The organism is Aeromonas sp. 1805 (assembly GCF_013085525.1).
In the GTDB taxonomy this organism is placed as follows: Bacteria; Pseudomonadota; Gammaproteobacteria; order Enterobacterales; family Aeromonadaceae; genus Aeromonas; species Aeromonas hydrophila.
This window is the reverse complement of the sequence record NZ_CP038515.1, coordinates 3,039,924-3,057,695: the sequence shown is the minus strand read 5'-3', so window position 1 is coordinate 3,057,695 and position 17,772 is coordinate 3,039,924. Positions and strand designations below refer to the sequence as shown.

The following is a 17,772-nucleotide window of genomic DNA, read 5'->3' as shown; positions in this document are numbered from 1 at the left end:
CTGCCCTGTGAGCGGGATAATAGTGGGGTCACTTTTGTCTGCATCTCCTGGGCGGTAGCCCAGGAAAAGATGCCAACAGGCTCCGGCCAGGAGCAGGGAGAACGCCATGATCACCACCCTTATCAACGAGCAGCTGATCGCGCTCGACTTAAAGGCCACGCGCAAGGAGGAGGTCTTCACCGAAATGACCCGCCTGCTCGCGGCGCAAGGCAAGGTCAGCGACGAGCAGCAGTTCATCAAGGACTTGTGGGCCCGGGAAGAGCTGGACAACACCGGCTTTGAAGAGGGCGTTGCCCTGCCCCACGCCAAGAGTGCGGCAGTGAGCACCCCGGCGGTGGCCATCGGCATCAGCCGCGCCGGTATCGATTACGGCGCCGAGGATGGCAAGCCCTCACGGCTGTTTTTCATGATTGCCTCCCCGGCCGGTGGCGCCAACCACCATATCGAGGTGCTGGCCGAGCTCTCCGCCAAGCTGATTGAAGAGGGCTTTATCGATGCCCTGCTGGCAGCCAAGACGCCTACCGATGCGCTGGCGCTGCTGCTCGAGAAGAAAGAGCCGCAAGTGGCCGCCCCGGCCGCTGACAAGGGGCTGATCATCGGCGTCACCGGCTGCCCGGCCGGCATCGCCCACACCTATCTGGCGGCAGAATCCCTGGAGCGCGCCGCCAAGGAGCTGGGCTTTGAGGTGAAGGTGGAGACCAACGGCTCCATCGGCGTCAAGAACAGCCCGACTGCGGCCGAGATTGCCCGCGCCAGAGCCATCGTGGTGGCCTGCGACAAGCAGGTGGACATGGCCCGCTTCAACGGCAAGCCGCTCATCAAGACCGGCGTGAAGGCCCCCATCAAGGATGGCAAGGGCCTCATCGAGCAGGCGCTGAAGGCCCCCGTCTATGTGGCGGACAAGGATGAGCGCAAGAGCGAGGAGAAGAGCTCAGGCGGCAGCTCGGATCTCTACCGTTATCTTATGAACGGCGTCTCCCACATGATCCCGTTTGTGGTCACGGGGGGTCTGCTGATCGCCCTAGCACTGGCCATCGGCGGCGATCCGACCCCGAGCGGCATGCAGATCCCGGCAGGGAGCATGTGGAACCAGATCCTCAACGTGGGGGTCGCCGCCTTCACCCTGATGATCCCCATTCTGGCGGGCTACATCGCCTACGCCATCGGTGACCGACCCGCGCTGGCACCGGGCTTTATCGGCGGCTGGATCGCCAACAACGGCAGCTTCTACGGCGCCGACGCCGGTACCGGCTTTATCGGTGCCATCATCGCAGGCCTGTTGGTCGGTTACCTGGTGCGCTGGATTGCCACCCGCCACTACCACAAGATGGTGCAGCCGCTGGTGCCGATCCTGATCGCCCCCATCGTCGGGTCGCTCTTTATCGCCGCCGTCTTCATCTTCATCATCGGAGCCCCCATCGCCGACATGATGACCGGCCTGAACGCCATGTTGCTCTCCATGAGCGGCGGCAGCCTGGTGCTGCTGGGCATAGTGCTGGGCGGCATGGCTGGCTTTGACATGGGTGGCCCGGTCAACAAAGTGGCCTTCCTGTTCTCGGTGGGCATGATCGCCTCCGGCCAGACCCAGTTCATGGGCGCCATGGCCTGCGCCATCCCGGCCGCGCCCCTTGGCATGTCGCTGGCCACCGTGCTCGGTCGCAAGCTCGGCATCTTCGACGCCACCGAAATTGAAGCGGGCAAGGCTGCCGGCGCCATGGGCCTGGTGGGGATCTCCGAGGGTGCAATTCCGTTTGCCGCCCGTGATCCGCTCGCCGTCATCCCGGCCAACGTGCTGGGCAGCATGACCGCCGCCGTGATGGCTTTCCTGTTTGGCATCACCAACAGTGTCGCCCACGGTGGCCCCATCGTGGCCCTGCTTGGCGCCATCAACAAGCCGCTGCTGGCCCTGCTCTGCATGATCTGCGGCGCCATCGTCACCGGTGTGGTGGCGGTTGCCCTGAAAAAACTGCGGGTCAAAAAGAGCGACGAGGTGACGCTGGCCAAGGCCGCCTGAACGATCCAACCGCATTGATACGGCAAAGGAACAAGAGAGGCCCCATGGCCTCTCTTGTTGTTTCTCAACTTATTGTCTGCAACCAGCACCACTTTGAACAACAACCATTTTCTACAAATTGAGCACCGTTTAGTGACGGAGCACCTGCCGCCATCTTCATAGAATCCTTGCCATACACTCGCTCGGAGGTTCAATGCAGATCCACGCTCTACAATCACTCGTCAATCAGCAGATCAATCAGCTCGGCCATGCCGATCAGGCAGGCCGCCTCGGCAACCAGGGCCATACCAATACAGGGGCTGGGATCTCCTCTCAGGAACGGACATTTGCCCAGACGGTCCTCGAACAGGTGCGTAACATCTCCCTCAATCAGCAGGAGGTGGCGGGCTTGCTGCCCCATATCGCCAACTTCAAGCTGCAACAAGAGACGGGCGGCAATGCCATTCTCGCCGGATTGCGCTCAGACCAGCTCTCCCTCGCCGATGCCAAACTGCTGCTGGATGCCGCCGCTCGTCAGCTGCCGCCGCCAGTGCCGGATCGGGCAGCCAAGCCGGCTCCGGCTATCCCGGCGCGCACCCAGAACAACACAGTGGATCTGTGTCACCACTTCGCGGGACAGGATGTGCAGGTATTGGCCAACAAACCCGCCCCAGGCACCAATACAGCTGCTATCTGGCCCAGTGCCAGCAAACCGGGGCAATTTGGCATCTTTCTTCCCGGCGAGGGGATGAAACATGCACCGACCCTGGCCGATGCCAAAAGTCAGCTGAGTGCCTACAACGCCAGTCAGCTGACCAAACGGCTGGAAGCGCGTTGGGGCGGCGCCGTCAGTGTGCTCGCTGAAAAGCCGGCGGCCAGCTTTGACCGTCCGGCGATCTGGCCAAGTGCCAGCAAACCAGGCAGTTACGGTATCCACCTGCCGGGCAAGAGTGCCATGCGGGCAGAAGATCTTGCCAAGGCCGACAGCCTGTTTGCCAAAAATGGTGTTGCCGTTCGCCTGAGCGATGGCCAGCACATCAAGGTCAATGGTACCAATCTGCCTGAAGCAGCACGTGTTTCCCTTGAGCGGCAACATCAGATCGCCATCACCCCCATCACCATCAATGGCAAGGAGATCGCCTATCTGTTCAGCGGTCAGCAGCAACTCAACCGGAATGTGCTGCTCTCATCCCACGGCAGTGGCGTCAATGAGGGCACCTTTACCAAGCCGGAGGGGATCGAATTTGACTTTGCCTCGACCCGCAACAATGTGCTGGTCTCCAACACCATGGCCTTCGCCGAGAAGCTAAAGGACGGGCTGGTAGCGTTCAAGGAAGAGAGCCAGATTTACGACACCCTTAGCCGGGAGGCAACCAACTACCGGCTGGATGGCGGCATTCGCACCCAGCCGGAGCAGGCGGCCGAGCTGATCGGCAGAATGAATCGCAACGGCGCCGATCAGCCTTTTGACTTCGTGCTGCTCAACCGTGAGGCCAAGGGCGTGCACTTTGCCGACCTGCTGCAAGGGTTCAAGGACACACTGGGGTGGCTGCCCGACCAGCTGGTCTGCCACTTCTGCCGCCCGCAGGATGAGAACAAGGGCCGCTTCAACGTCAGCAACAACTATTTGGGATGAGTCACGCCATGAACCTTTATACCATTCGACTTGGCGAACTCGCGGCACACCTCGACATCGGGGCCATAGAGCAGGATGAGACGGGCCATGCCTGCCTGACGCTGGACAAGCTCTGGGCCATCCATCTAGCCCCGCTCGGCGAGGAGAGCCTGGTCATGTTCCTGCGCGCTGGCACCCTTGCTGGCGAGGCACAAGCCCGGGCGCTGCTGCGAGGCAACCTCTTCAGTGCCGAGCACGCCATCATACGGGTGGCTCTGGGGCAGGACGATCACCTGATCCTCTGGTGTCAACAGCGCCTCGAGTCGACCAATGCCGAGCAGCTCCATCAGGCCTTGGGGCAACTGGTGGCACGCGCGGTGGCGTTAACCGGAGAAATGGATGCCCCCTCATCTGCCAGCATCCCGCCAAGCCTGAGGGTATGACCAGTCGCCAAGGCGGCACGGGCGGCGACCAAACCGAGCGAGGCCACCTGCGAGTGGCCTCGCCTTTTGTCGGGTTCGAGAGAGCCCGTCCACCTCTGCTGTACGACGCCGGCTTGTGATCCTCTTCACGCTTCGCGGCCGGATCCCGCCAAACTAGGAAATTTTCCTACCCCCCCTAGGGATGGCTCTCACGCCATTTGCAGCGCGCCTCATTAAAGTCACGCTACCTGATGTCGTTACCCGACCCGCGCCATGGCGCAAGGGACGGGCATGGGTTCAATCGACAGGGGCTCGCCGCGCACCGCGCCCGCTTCCTGTTGTTCTTTCCGTGGCGTGACCTCCAACTCCAATCAAAAAGGGAGGAACGCGGCGGAAACAGCGTCTATCTCGCAGAGGATGAACGAAGATGTTTAAACTGCTCGAACAGGTCCGGGTCCCCACCCTGAACCTGCCGGTCGAAGCCCGGCGCAAGCTCTGGTTCAAACCGTTTATGCAATCCTATCTGGTTGTGTTCATTGGTTACCTGACCATGTATCTGATCCGCAAGAACTTCAACATTGCGCAGAACGACATGATCCAGGAGTACGGTCTCTCCATGACTGAGCTCGGCATGATCGGCCTTGGCTTCTCCATCACCTACGGGGTGGGCAAGACCATCGTCTCCTACTATGCCGATGGCAAGAACACCAAGCAGTTCCTGCCGCTGATGCTGATCCTCTCCTCCCTCTGCATGCTGGGCTTCAGTGCCAGCATGGGTGGCACCGGTTTCAGCCTCTACCTGATGATCTTCTTCTACGCGGCCAGCGGTTTCTTCCAGAGCTGCGGCGGCTCCTGCAGCTACTCCACCATCACCAAGTGGACGCCCCGCAACAAGCGCGGCACCTATCTGGGCATGTGGAACCTCTCCCACAACGTGGGCGGCGCCGGTGCGGCCGGTGTGGCGCTGTTCGGTGCCAACTACCTGTTCGATGGCAACGTGCTCGGCATGTTCATCTTCCCCTCCATCATCGCGCTGATCGTGGGCTTCATCGGCCTGCGCTTTGGTAGCGATTCGCCGGAAGCCTATGGCCTCGGCAAGGTGGAGGAGCTGTTTGACGAAGTGGCCAGCGAAGAAGATATCGCCACCGAAGAGCAGCAGCTGACCAAGTGGCAGATCTTCGTCAAGTACGTGCTGATGAACAAGGTGATCTGGCTGCTCTGCTTTGCCAACATCTTCCTCTACGTGGTGCGTATCGGTATCGACCAATGGTCCACCGTCTATGCCCACCAGGAGCTCGGCTTCTCCAAGGAAATCGCCATTCAGGGCTTTACCTTCTTCGAAGTGGGCGCCCTGGTCGGTACCCTGATGTGGGGTTACCTCTCGGATCTGGCCAACGGTCGCCGTGGTCTGGTGGCCTGCGTGGCACTGGCGCTGATCATCGCCACCCTGGGGCTCTACCAGCACGCCACCACCCAGTTCATGTTCCTGGGCTCCCTGTTCCTGCTGGGCTTCCTGGTGTTCGGTCCGCAACTGCTGATCGGCGTGGCCGCCGTGGGCTTCGTGCCCAAGCAGGGCATCAGCGTGGCCGATGGCGTCAAGGGCACCTTCGCCTACCTCATCGGTGACAGCTTCGCCAAACTGGGTCTGGGCATGATTGCCGACGGCACCCCCATCTTCGGCCTGACCGGCTGGACCGGCACCTTCGCGGCGCTGGACATGGCCGCCGCCGCCTGTCTGGTGCTGATGGCCTGCGTCGCGGTTGCCGAAGAGCGCAAGATCCGCCGCATCAAGCGGGAGCTGAAAGCCGCCACTTTGGCTACCCAATCCGTCTGAGTCCAAGCAGACCGGGCAGTCACTGCCCGGTCGCACGGTTTCACTCCGTAGTGTGCATTCGGCCCGCCCTCTGGCGGGCCGTTTTTTATGGCTCAGTCCCAGTTATGTGTTGAAAGGCTAACCTTGAAGTAGGTCATCACCTTGAGGGCCACCATCATGGATACCCAAGCCTTTCAACATCTACTGTCCCTCTTCCCATTGCTCACTTTGCGTCAGCGTCGTCTCGCGCAACAGGAACTCACCACCCCTCACCCCATCACCTCGTTGGCCACTCAACTGCCTGCATGCCAATGCTGCCCTCACTGCCAGGCCGCGGCCACACTGCTGGCTCCCTGGGGCTGGTCTCGAGGGCTGCGCCGTTATCGCTGCAAGCAGTGTTTGCGCACCAGTTCCGTTCTCACCAACACGCCTCTCGCTCGACTTCGCAAGCCACAATGCTGGGAAGACTATGCACAGGCCCTCATCGACGGTCTGACCGTCCGGCAGGCGGCGCTCCGCTGTGGGGTCGGTAAAAACACCGCCTTTTTGTGGCGTCACCGCTTCCTGAAGGCCATGGCTAGCCACCAGGCGGTACGGGAAGAGGGTATCGTCGAGGTCGATGAGACCTTCTTCCTAGAGTCGTTCAAAGGACAGCGCGGATTGTCCCGCCCGGCCCGCCATCGTGGAGGTAAAGGCCGTACCCGAGGCACAGGACCGGATTACATCCCGGTGATGGTGGTGCAAGACAGAGCAGGCCACCTGGCTGACTTCCAGTTGGAACAGTTGAATGTCAGGGCGGTGAAGGCAGTGCTTCGGCCACTTATCGCCCCGGATGCCGTCCTGTGCAGCGATGGTGCCGGGGTGTATGCCAGTTTCAGCGAGAGGCAAGGGATAACACACCAAGTGGTGCGCAATCGAGCGGGAGAGCGGGTGGTGGGTGCATATCACATCCAACATGTGAACGGGTACCACAGGCGATTGAAGGAGTGGATGGAACGGTTCCATGGGGTCGCGACCCACTATCTGAGGAATTATCTGGGTTGGCGAAGGATGTTGGAACGCTATGGGCAGGAAGTGAATATCTCACGTTGCTTGCATGAGGCGCTGGGGCGCCCCATGCAACACGTAATTGGGACATAGCCTTTTTTATCCCCTCTTTTCTCCACTTGTCCCTTTTGGGGCCGCAAAAGCGCTCACCCCTTGCCCATCCCCTCAGCAGAGCGCAGTCGGGATCCCATTTTTGCCTCCGCCCCTTTGGCAAGGACGCCCCTTGGCGCTATCTTGTTGCCCCACCCGAATTTGCCGTGAGAGCCCATGAAGATCCTCGCCGTCACCGCCTGCCCCACCGGCATCGCCCACACCTACATGGCCGCCGAGGCGCTGCAAAAAGCCGCCGACAAGCTGGGGCTCAAGATCAAGGTCGAAACCCAGGGTGCCATGGGGCTGGAGAACATCCTCACCGCCCGCGACATCGCCAGCGCCGATCTGGTGCTGATCGCCTCCGATATCGAGATTGAGCAAAAAGATCGCTTCCTCGGCTGCCCCATTCACCAGGTGGCGCTGGAGGCGGTGCTGCTCGATGCGATGGCCGTGCTCAAAACCGCCGCCCCCGGCGTCTGAATGCTGATCCGCGAGATCTCCTTTCACTGCCGGCTGGGGCTCACCATCACCCAGGCCAAGCAGCTGAGTCGGCTGGCCGGGCTGTTCAAGTCCCATATCCAGTTCATCAACGTCACCCGCCGTCAGGCGGTGGAGGCGACCAACCAGCTCTCCCTGCTCACCCTGGCCACCCAGCCCGGCGATCTCTGTCTGCTGCTGATCGAGGGGCTGGATGCCGAGCTCGCCCACATGGCCTTCACCTGCTGGTGCGTGGAGCTGGGCCAGCCGCTGGGGCGCCCCGGCAGCGCCGCCCTGGCCGAGCAGCGCCTGGGCCAGGCGCTGCCCGACTATTGCTTCACCCTGGCTCAACTTGGCCATGCCACGGCGCCCCTCGACAAGGCCCAGGCACTGGCGGTGCTGGTGGATCTGCTGCCCGCCGCGCTGATAAGCGACAGGCCAGCGCTGGAGCAGGCCATCGCCGCGCGCGAGCAGCTGGCCGCCACCATCATCCGGCCCGGGCTAGCCATGCCCCATGTCATCTGCCCCGCCATCCGCCGCCCCGCGCTCTCGCTGCTCAGCAGCAGCGAGCACATCGAGTGGGGCTCCGCACTCGGGCCGGTGCAGACCCTGATTTTGCTGGCGGTGCCCACCGGCCTGGCTCCCGAGCAGTTGCGCCCCCTCACCCGGCTGGCCCGCGCACTGATGGACGATCAGGTGGGCACAGCGCTGCTGCACGCGAGCTCCGCCCCCGCCCGTCAGGCCATCGTCATCGACGGCCTGCTCGGCTGAGCGGCTGGCCTCCCGTCCCCGTCGTTCATGCCCGCGACAGCCCCCTGTGGTACACTCGCCCTTCCTCTGTTTTTGGTATGCATGCGATGAAATCAGCCCGCCCCCGTCTCTCCCTCTCCGCCCGTCCCGATGCAGGCCGCACGGCCAGCGGACCCGCCGCCACGGCGCGCCCATCCCAACGCCGGGAGGCGCAACACACCATGAGAGACAAGGAGGGCGAGCGCAAACCGGCCCCCGCCCCGGCCGATCGCAAGCTGCTGCTGTTGAACAAGCCCTACATGGTGCTCTGTCAGTTCACCGACGAGGCAGGCCGCGAGACCCTCAAGGATTACATCACCGAGCCCGGCATCTATGCTGCGGGCCGGCTCGACCGCGACAGCGAGGGGCTGTTGCTGCTCACCAACGACGGCAAGCTGCAGGCGCGCCTCACCCAACCGGGCGAGAAGACCCCCAAGACCTACTGGGTGCAGGTGGAAGGAGTACCGAGCGAGGAGAAACTGGCTGCCCTGCGCGCCGGCGTGGAGCTCAATGACGGCATGACCCTGCCCGCCGGGGCGTGCATCATGGATGAACCTGCGGTGTGGCCACGCAACCCGCCCATTCGGATGCGCAAGGAGATCCCCACCTGCTGGCTGGAGATCAAGATAGTGGAGGGGCGCAACCGCCAGGTGCGGCGGATGACTGCCCACATCGGTCACCCCACCTTGCGCCTTATCCGCTACGCCATCGGCGACTGGACCCTAGACGCGCTGGCGCCGGGGGAGAGCCGCGCCCTGCCCGCTCCCGAACTGGCACCGGCCCCTCGGCCCACTGCCACGCAAGGGAAAGCACGAACATCCGCCAAGCCACAGGGAGCAGGCCAGCGAGGCGCACCGCGATCGGCTCGCCGCCCCCAGCATCAGGGCCAAGACCAAACACCACACCAAGGGCGGGGCAGCCGTGAGGCCGAGCCGCGCCCCGACCATCGCAGCGGCGGGCGCGGCACCGCCCGTCGCCCGGCCCGCAGCAAGCCGTCGGAATAACACGAGTAAGCCATTTGGCCAGCGTGCCGTCACCTGCACAGCACACTTGAATCCAGCGCCCCGCCGGGGCACCGCCAACCAGACAAGGAGTCCCTATGAGCGATCACCCACCGCTGCCCACCCGCCTCACCGTGGCCGCCCTGGTACACTGGCAGGGCCGCTTCCTGCTGGTGGAAGAGGAGATCAAGGGCCAGCGCCGCTTCAACCAGCCCGCCGGCCATGTGGAGCCGGGGGAAGATCTCATCCAGGCGGCCTGCCGCGAGCTGAAGGAGGAGACCGGGCTCACCGCAGCTCCCACCGGCTGGCTCGGGGTCTATCTCTACAAGCCGGCGGACAGCGAGGCCACCTTTGTGCGCACCGCCGTCATCTTCGACCTTGAAAAGGCGCCGGGTCAGCACCATCCAGAGGATCCTGACGGCGACGTGCTGGCCTGCCACTGGCTCACCCTGGCGGAGATCGCCGAGTGCAAACCGGCCCTGCGCAGCCCCCTGGTGTGGCAGTGCATTCAGGACTATCTGGCCGGCACCAGGCTGCCGCTGTCGGCCCTCAAGGCCTTCATTTAAGAGCCGTTAGAAGCTCTTTTTGACGCGATCGGGCCGAGACAAGAAAAACGATTTCCTGCTGCCGAGTTCCTGATGGGGACGGCGGCATGGATATGTGACCGGGGGCGCGAAATTCTGGTAGAATACGCCCCGTTTAAACGAACTGGTAACTTCGACTAATGACAGACAACAGCCAAATCAAGGTGATCGTCGGCATGTCCGGCGGCGTGGATTCTTCCGTCTCGGCCTACCTGCTCCAGCAGCAGGGCTATCAGGTCGAAGGCTTGTTCATGAAGAACTGGGAAGAAGACGACACGGACGAGTACTGCTCTGCCGCCCAGGATTTGGCTGATGCCAAGGCTGTTTGCGACAAGCTGGGGATGAAACTCCACACCATCAACTTCGCCGCCGAGTACTGGGATAACGTGTTCGAGCACTTCCTCGAAGAGTACAAGGCTGGCCGCACGCCGAACCCCGATATCCTGTGCAACAAGGAGATCAAGTTCAAGGCGTTCCTGGAGTTTGCCGCCGAAGAGCTGGGTGCCACCTACATCGCCACCGGCCACTATGTGCGCCGTGACGACAGCACCGGCCGCCCGCGCCTGCTGCGCGGTCTCGATACCAACAAGGATCAGAGCTACTTCCTCTATACCCTGAGCGAGAAGCAAGTGGGTCAGAGCCTGTTCCCGGTTGGCGATCTGGAGAAGCCGGAGGTGCGCCGCATCGCCGAGCAGCTGGATCTCATCACCGCCAAGAAGAAAGACTCCACCGGTATCTGCTTTATCGGCGAGCGCAAGTTCAAGGACTTCCTGGCCAAGTTCCTGCCCGCCCAGCCCGGGAAAATCGAGACCGTGGATGGCAAGGTGATCGGCGAGCATCAGGGTCTGATGTATCACACCCTGGGCCAGCGCAAGGGGCTCGGCATCGGTGGTCGTAAAGATGCCACCGAAGAGGCCTGGTATGTGGTCGACAAAGAGGTCGAACGCAACGTGCTGGTGGTGGCGCAGGGTGAACATCCCCGCCTCTACTCCGATGGTTTGATTGCCAGCCAGCTGCACTGGGTAGATCGCACCCCGATCCGCGAGCCGCGTCGCTGCACCGTCAAGACCCGCTATCGGCAGGAAGATATCCCCTGCCTGATCCAGCCCATCGACGATGAGACCATCCGGGTCATCTTCGACGAGAAACAGGCTGCGGTTACCCCGGGTCAGTCCGCCGTCTTCTACGACGGGGAAGTGTGTCTGGGCGGCGGCATCATCGAACAACGTTTCAGCCATCCGGTCTAAGGGCTGGGCGCTCACGAGCGTCCGCGCTGTACTCCCTTCTCCCCTCGCGGGAGAAGGGTTGGGGATGAGGGGGTAACCACCCTCACCCTGACCCTCTCCCTGAGGGAGAGGGGACAAAGACAAAACAGCACAAGGCAGCGATACATGATTGGCAACTTCCAGGCCGGCTCATGGCATCGGCCAGTGAATGAACAGAACAGGGCTGTGAAGATATGAGCGACAAATTCCAAGACAGAACCATGGCCTTTGCCGGCATCTGCCAGGCCGCCTATCTGGTGCAGAAGGTGGCCCGTGACGGCAGCTGCGACGAGGCAGCCCTGCGCGAGAGCCTCTCCAGCATTCTGGTGACCAACCCGAGCCAGCCGCTCGAGGTGTTCAACAACACCCACCTGGCCATTCGCGACGGCTACCGCGCGCTGGTCGAGCAGCTGGGCGCCGACGGCAGCCAGAAGAATGCCGAGCTGACCCGCTACGTGGTAAGCCTGATCGCGCTGGAGCGCAAGCTGGCCAAGCGCAAGGACATCCTCAACATGCTGGGTGAGCGGATCAGCCAGATTGGCCGCCAGCAACAGCACTTCGATCTGCTCGACGAGCAGATCCTGGCCAACATGGCGAGCATCTACAGCGATCTTATCAGCCCCATCGGGCCACGCATCCAGGTGGCGGGTACCCCGCTGTTCCTGCAGCAGCCGCTGGTGCAGCACAAGGTGCGCGCCCTGCTGCTGGCAGGCATTCGTGCCTGCGTGCTGTGGCGTCAGCTCGGTGGCAGCCGCACCCAGATCATCTTCGCTCGCAAGAAGATGGTGGAGCTGGCCAAACGTTACTAATCATCGGCTCGTGCGCGGGCCGAGGGACGACAGCAAGGCGGGCAGCCGCACATCCCCCTTGCTGACGACCCGGGCCCACGCGCGAGTGGATACGGATCCCCCACACCAATCATCAGGAGTTCACCCCATGGAGCTGTCCGCGCTGACTGCTGTTTCCCCGATTGACGGTCGTTATGGCGACAAGGCCGATGCCCTGCGCCCTATCTTCTCCGAATTCGGCCTGCTGCGTTTTCGCGTCGAAGTCGAGGTGCGCTGGTTGCAAAAACTGGCCAGCCACGCCGGGATCCCGGAAGTCCCTGCCCTGAGTGCGGCCGCCAGTGCCCTGCTCGACGGCATAGTCCAGAGCTTCAACGAGCAGGATGCCGCCCGCATCAAACAGATCGAGCGCACCACCAACCATGATGTGAAAGCGGTGGAGTACTTCCTGAAAGAAAAGGTCGAAGTGAACCCGGAGCTGGCCGCCATCAGCGAATTCATCCACTTCGCCTGCACCTCGGAAGACATCAACAACAACTCCCACGGCCTGATGCTGAAAACCGCCCGCGAAGAGGTCATCAAGCCTTATTGCGAGAAGCTGATTTCCGAGCTCAAGCGTCTGGCTCATGAGTACCGTGACATGCCGCTGCTGTCCCGTACCCACGGTCAGCCGGCCACCCCAAGCACCATGGGCAAGGAGATGGCCAACGTCGCCTACCGGTTGGAACGCCAGTACAAGCAGATCATGGCGGTGGAGATCCTCGGCAAGATCAACGGCGCGGTCGGCAACTACAACGCCCACATCAGCGCCTACCCGGATGTGGACTGGCACCAGTTCTCCGAGGAGTTCGTTACCTCCTTGGGCCTTTCCTGGAACCCCTACACCACCCAGATCGAGCCGCACGACTACATCGCCGAGCTGTTCGACGCCATGGCGCGCTTCAACACCATCCTGATCGACTTCGACCGCGACGTGTGGGGCTACATCTCCCTGGGCCACTTCAAGCAGCGCACCATCGCCGGCGAAATCGGCTCCTCCACCATGCCGCACAAGGTCAACCCCATCGACTTCGAGAACTCCGAAGGCAATCTGGGTCTGGCCAACGCCGTGTTCCAGCATCTGGCCTCCAAGCTCCCCATCTCCCGCTGGCAGCGTGATCTCACCGACTCGACCGTGCTGCGCAACCTGGGGGTGGCGGTGGGCTACTCCCTGATTGCCTATCAGGCGACCCTCAAGGGTATCTCTAAGCTGGAAGCCAACGACGCCGCCATGGCTGCCGATCTGGATGCCAACTGGGAAGTGCTGGCCGAGCCGATCCAGACCGTGATGCGCCGCTACGGCATCGAGAAGCCCTACGAGAAGCTCAAAGAGCTGACCCGTGGCCGCCGCGTCGATGCCGAAGGGATGCGTACCTTTATCGACACCCTGGAGTTGCCGGAAGCGGTCAAAGTCGAGCTGAAGAAGCTGACCCCGGCCAACTACATCGGCGACGCCCAGCGTCTGGTCGATCTGCTGAAATAAGCGGATAAGTGACACCACCGGGGCCCTGTGCATGATCTGCAACAGGGCCCCGGTTATTTTATGTGGCACCCTATACACCCTTTGCAAGAGGTCTTGCCCGAGGCCAGCCACCGCCTCCGGCAAGACCTCTCTTGACCTTTGTCGAACCCTTTGACGAGAAGATCTATGTACCAACTCAATCTGGATATCGCTCACTTCCTCGAGCACTACTGGCAGAAGCGCCCACTGCTCATCAAGGGCGGCTTCACCGACTTTCAGGATCCCATCAGTCCGGACGAGCTGGCAGGTCTGGCCATGGAAGAGGTGATTGAATCGCGCCTGGTCACCCGCTTCAACAACAAGTGGGAGGCAGCTCACGGCCCCTTCGAATCCTACGATCACCTGGGTGAAGAGAACTGGACCGTGCTGGTGCAGGCCTGCAACCACTGGGCCCCCGAGGTCAACGAGCTGGCGCTGCCGTTCCAGTTCATTCCGGGCTGGCGTTTTGACGATGTGATGGTGAGCTTCTCCACCCCTCACGGCGGGGTCGGTCCCCACATCGACAACTACGACGTCTTCATTACCCAGGGCCAGGGCAAGCGCCACTGGCGCGTCGGCGATGCCAAGCCCTTGAACGAGTTCGCCGCCCACGCGGCCCTGCTGCACTGCGAGCCGTTCGAGGCGATCATCGACGTCATCATGGAGCCGGGCGATATCCTCTACATCCCACCTGGATTCCCCCACGAGGGCTACGCCATCGAGCCCTCCCTGAACTTCTCGGTGGGCTTCCGCGCACCGGATGCCAAGGCGCTGATCTCCTCCTTTGCCGATCACCTGATCGACAACGAGGTGCGCACCGAACGTTACGGCGATGCCGATCTCAAGCCCCGTGCCCGCCACGGCGAGATCCAGCCCCACGAGCTGCACCGTCTGCGCGAGCTGATGCAGCAGGCCCTCGATGACGAGACCCTGTTCAAGGAGTGGTTCGGCACCATGATCTCCGAGGCCAAGCACGATCTGGACGTCAATCCGGTCGAGCCAGACTACAGCGCCGAGGAAGTGGCCGACCTGCTGACCCAGGGCGAGCCCGCCATCAAGGTGCCGGGTCTGCGCACCGTCTGGTTCAGCGGCGAGAGCCAGCAGTGCTATATCGATGGCGAAGCCTGGACCCTGCCAAGCGAAGATGCGGCAGCAATTTCGCTCTTGTGCGACAAGGACATGGTCACCCAGGCCGACATGGTGGAGCTTGCCGATCAGGCCGGTTTCCTGCAGCTGCTGACCCGGCTGGTCAACCGCGGCTACTGGTTCTTCAGCTGAGCTGACGGACAGAGATGAAAAAGGCGCCCGAGGGCGCCTTTTTTGTTATTTGCAGCCGATGTGGATGCACCTGGTTTTCGTACATGGACCGGTTCAATAGTGACGGCTCATGGCCAAGCGATGGATAAGAGACTCACCTCCGCTATTTCGGAATAAACGCATTCTTGTAGAAGGATCGGAATCCATTGTCCGGAACCTGAAACTCAACCCCATTGTACAATGACAATGAGGCATCATCAGTCTTACTCATAATTGCGCCATAGCGGGCATAGCCACTTTTTCCATCGTGATACATAAAGTCCATCCGCGAAACCAGATCGCTGGTTTTCTTGAACAACCTGCCAACAATCGGCGAGTCTGAGGACAGGGGATTATTGATGGTCCGCAGTAATTTCATACGGGTATAGTCACCATTGTCATCCCGGGTCAGCAGATAATGGTAGCGGGTCTCGGGAGCCTGCAGACCATTTAACCGATAGATCAAATTCACGTTGGTACCGAGTGCCAGGGCATTCAGGCCGTAGGTTATCGGTGCATCGCGCTGACCGACAAAGTCAGAGATTATCCTGCGCGCTACACCAGCTTTCACTTGATAGATATGTCGGGTAGTGAAGATAAGGAACATGGTCTCATCAAGGCCATTGATGGCAACCACATCCAGCGGATATTCTTGCCACTCCAGATCTAATTGACTCGTCAGCTCATTGCTGTTTGTCGGGGCATCTTCCAGGTGAGACGTCAAGAACGCGCGTGAAAAGCTTGAGTTGTTTCCCAGCGCCACAAATATAGCAGCACGACTATTATTGCTTGCCTGACTCTCAACGGCATGCAAGCAGGTCTGCAAATCACTCCCCGGCCGCCAGTTACTGATTGGTGTGGTGGCTCCCGCAGTGAAGAAATTCGATATATTTCCGTAACCTGGTTTTTGAATATTGGCAAAGTTATAAATCCTGCCATTTCTCGGGGAGGTCACCAGAGCCCCTGGCTGAGTATAAATCGGATTATCATGATCAGCGATACTTGGGACATAATCCCAATCGGTATTCATGGTCCTTGCATCGAATGCGCACACCAGAGTACGCTTCCAGTAACTGGATACCCGGCAAATATATGCACCAAGATCTTCATACTCAAGTCCCCGTGGCTTAATATATTCGTTGGTATATCTAGCGATCGGGGTAGGTTTGACCTCTTCTTTTTTAAGTAAGGTGTAGATCCACTGGGCAATGGCTACCACTATGCCTATCACCGCGACAATGATACCCAAGGGGCCGGCAATGGCAAACCCCATAAAAGAGGCAATGGCGACGCCCAACGCCACCGTGGCGACCAGCATATTGATTGCCGCAAATATAATATCCCCAATATCGCCGCCCTCGACAGCCTGATACAGGTTATACGCGGCCAAAGCCGCCCCCAGTGCCGCCAAGCCAACAAAACATATATTGATAACCCGAGTGATATTTTGTGTGGCGAGAAACATCTTGCTGGCTATCTGCCGCTCTACCACATTCGTGAGATGCTGGCCTTTGGCGGTAAGGTTGCTCAAGAATTGACTGAATTTCCCCATATTGATGGCAATGCTATTGATGATGCCTTCACCATTGCCATAAATAAACATGGTCACTTTATCAAGGAACCGACCGAGCTGGATCAGATTCAAGGTCACATCAAACAGGGCTGCCCCCAACTCCATCAAAGGAACAGGGTTGCTCCATTCCTCCCGATCGGTCGCCGTCAACCAGGTAAAGTTGCCCACCCCCAGCAACAAGGTGAACACGGAAAGGAATGAATCTATGGGGAAGGCTGCGGGAGCCACACCGGAGAAAGCAGTGGGTGCCATACTGCCTGCCGCCCCTGCCAGAGCAGGATATCGTTGAAGAATACGCTGCCGAGCCCCTTCATCCTGCAAGGTGCTCGTTCTCAGGCTCATATTATTCAGTTCATGCCAGAAGCTATCCGGACTATTCTGGTTGAAGAAACCGTTCCAGAAGGTGCGCTGCGTACCGCTTTCATTTCTCAGTAAGGTCACCACATCATCGAAATTTCTCCTGTTGGCCAGGACAGTGTATTTCTCGCTTTGGTGACCCCAGCTCATGTTCATGGCAAACCCGCTGTAAACAGATCCCGCCATGGTACGTTCAAATTTTTTCAGCTCATCTTCGGTGATGCGACGACCGGATGAAATATTGAGCGCTCTTACTTTATTGATGGTGTTGTACACTTGCCACATCGCCTTTTCAAACGATGAGCCTGACCCCAGATACTCCTGAACTTTAAAAGAGCTGATAAGTTCGTCTAACACCTCATTCTTGGAGTAGTGCTCGATAAGTTGACGAGCCCAGCTTTCTCCTCCTGCTTTGTAGGCGGTTAACTTTCCACTTTGACAATAATGGGTGGCGACAGAGTATAGCTGATCGATAATCTCCTTAAACTGCGCCCCCTTTTCTGCTTGCTTGATATTCGCATTTACCTTCACCATATCCCAGGAGTTATACAGCTTCCGGTCAGCTACTGTGACATTGGTTTGCTTACTATATGAGTTTTGTAACAAGCCACTCACGTACTCAACCATATTATCGGTAAAATAGCGTCGATTGCTGCTGTAAATAGCATTGACCGAGCTGATGCCATCACTCATTGTCAGCACATTATTATTAGGCTTCATGCCAGGGCCTAATGCTTCGCTTAATGAGCTGTTCTGATACTGAAATTCGTACTTCATCAACTCTTGAAACATCACCTGGGCAAGATATTGCGCTTCATCGGTTTCTTGTACAAAGTTGACCCGATTTGAATCAACGGCAGGCTGGTTAGACGCCATCACGTAAAAATTGATCGCATCCAGCTCAGCAAAATTGCCATTACTCAAGACAGCAATGGCAGCCTTCACCGGGGCAGGGAAAACGCTGCTGGCAGCCAGACCAATCAGCGACATGGAGGAAAACGTCAGAAAATCACGACGTCCTTGTGAAACCTCACGATGGATTATTGCTGAGAGTTTTTTCATATAATATATCCCTATCAGTGCTCAATTTATTCCAGATTGCCCGATATTTTCAGGTAATAG

The 17,772-nt window shown here is 59.9% G+C and carries 14 protein-coding genes; 13 read left to right on the top strand and 1 reads right to left on the bottom strand.

Going from position 1 to position 17,772, the window contains the following annotated elements; all coding sequences use genetic code 11:
- The first annotated feature begins 106 nt into the window (after window positions 1–106).
- From E5E96_RS14425 to E5E96_RS14365, 13 genes are all read left to right on the top strand, one after another.
- Entirely contained in the window at window positions 107–2,014 is a 1,908-nt protein-coding gene (locus E5E96_RS14425; RefSeq protein ID WP_171282451.1) for a fructose-specific PTS transporter subunit EIIC, read from the top strand.
- 193 nt (window positions 2,015–2,207) lie between these two features.
- Window positions 2,208–3,629, top strand: coding sequence for a hypothetical protein (locus tag E5E96_RS14420; protein WP_171282450.1), 1,422 nt, complete (start codon window positions 2,208–2,210; stop codon window positions 3,627–3,629).
- 8 nt (window positions 3,630–3,637) lie between these two features.
- Window positions 3,638–4,051 carry a CesT family type III secretion system chaperone gene (locus tag E5E96_RS14415; RefSeq protein ID WP_171282449.1) on the top strand — a complete coding sequence of 138 codons (414 nt, stop codon included), beginning with the start codon at window positions 3,638–3,640 and terminating at the stop codon, window positions 4,049–4,051.
- Window positions 4,052–4,457: 406 nt separating this feature from the next.
- Window positions 4,458–5,864, top strand: coding sequence for a hexose-6-phosphate:phosphate antiporter (gene uhpT / locus E5E96_RS14410; RefSeq protein ID WP_043124246.1), 1,407 nt, complete (start codon window positions 4,458–4,460; stop codon window positions 5,862–5,864).
- Between the two features lie 156 nt (window positions 5,865–6,020).
- Window positions 6,021–6,983, top strand: a complete 963-nt coding sequence (locus tag E5E96_RS14405; RefSeq protein ID WP_118880797.1) for an IS1595 family transposase — start codon at window positions 6,021–6,023, stop codon at window positions 6,981–6,983.
- Between the two features lie 174 nt (window positions 6,984–7,157).
- Window positions 7,158–7,463: a PTS fructose transporter subunit IIB gene (locus tag E5E96_RS14400; RefSeq protein ID WP_101616025.1), complete on the top strand. Its 306-nt coding sequence runs from the start codon at window positions 7,158–7,160 to the stop codon at window positions 7,461–7,463.
- On the top strand, window positions 7,464–8,231 hold the full coding sequence (locus E5E96_RS14395) for a PTS sugar transporter subunit IIA (protein WP_171282448.1): 768 nt from the start codon (window positions 7,464–7,466) through the stop codon (window positions 8,229–8,231).
- A 77-nt stretch (window positions 8,232–8,308) separates the two neighbouring features.
- Window positions 8,309–9,253 (top strand): pseudouridine synthase, encoded by a 945-nt coding sequence (locus E5E96_RS14390; protein WP_171282447.1) that lies wholly within the window; start codon window positions 8,309–8,311, stop codon window positions 9,251–9,253.
- Window positions 9,254–9,348: 95 nt separating this feature from the next.
- Window positions 9,349–9,816 carry an NUDIX hydrolase gene (locus E5E96_RS14385; protein ID WP_044799537.1) on the top strand — a complete coding sequence of 156 codons (468 nt, stop codon included), beginning with the start codon at window positions 9,349–9,351 and terminating at the stop codon, window positions 9,814–9,816.
- A 158-nt stretch (window positions 9,817–9,974) separates the two neighbouring features.
- Window positions 9,975–11,081, top strand: a complete 1,107-nt coding sequence (gene mnmA, locus E5E96_RS14380; protein ID WP_171282446.1) for a tRNA 2-thiouridine(34) synthase MnmA — start codon at window positions 9,975–9,977, stop codon at window positions 11,079–11,081.
- Window positions 11,082–11,293: 212 nt separating this feature from the next.
- Complete coding sequence (gene hflD, locus E5E96_RS14375) at window positions 11,294–11,908, top strand: high frequency lysogenization protein HflD (protein WP_005334622.1); 615 nt, start codon at window positions 11,294–11,296, stop codon at window positions 11,906–11,908.
- A 127-nt stretch (window positions 11,909–12,035) separates the two neighbouring features.
- On the top strand, window positions 12,036–13,406 hold the full coding sequence (purB, locus tag E5E96_RS14370) for an adenylosuccinate lyase (RefSeq protein ID WP_113993992.1): 1,371 nt from the start codon (window positions 12,036–12,038) through the stop codon (window positions 13,404–13,406).
- A 165-nt stretch (window positions 13,407–13,571) separates the two neighbouring features.
- The gene (locus tag E5E96_RS14365) at window positions 13,572–14,702 is read left to right on the top strand and encodes a cupin domain-containing protein (RefSeq protein WP_039215278.1); all 1,131 of its coding nucleotides are present in this window, start codon (window positions 13,572–13,574) and stop codon (window positions 14,700–14,702) included.
- A 142-nt stretch (window positions 14,703–14,844) separates the two neighbouring features.
- On the opposite strand, the gene E5E96_RS14360 is transcribed toward E5E96_RS14365, so the two are convergent.
- Window positions 14,845–17,712 (bottom strand): hypothetical protein, encoded by a 2,868-nt coding sequence (locus E5E96_RS14360; RefSeq protein ID WP_171282445.1) that lies wholly within the window; start codon window positions 17,710–17,712, stop codon window positions 14,845–14,847.
- Window positions 17,713–17,772 lie beyond the last annotated feature (60 nt).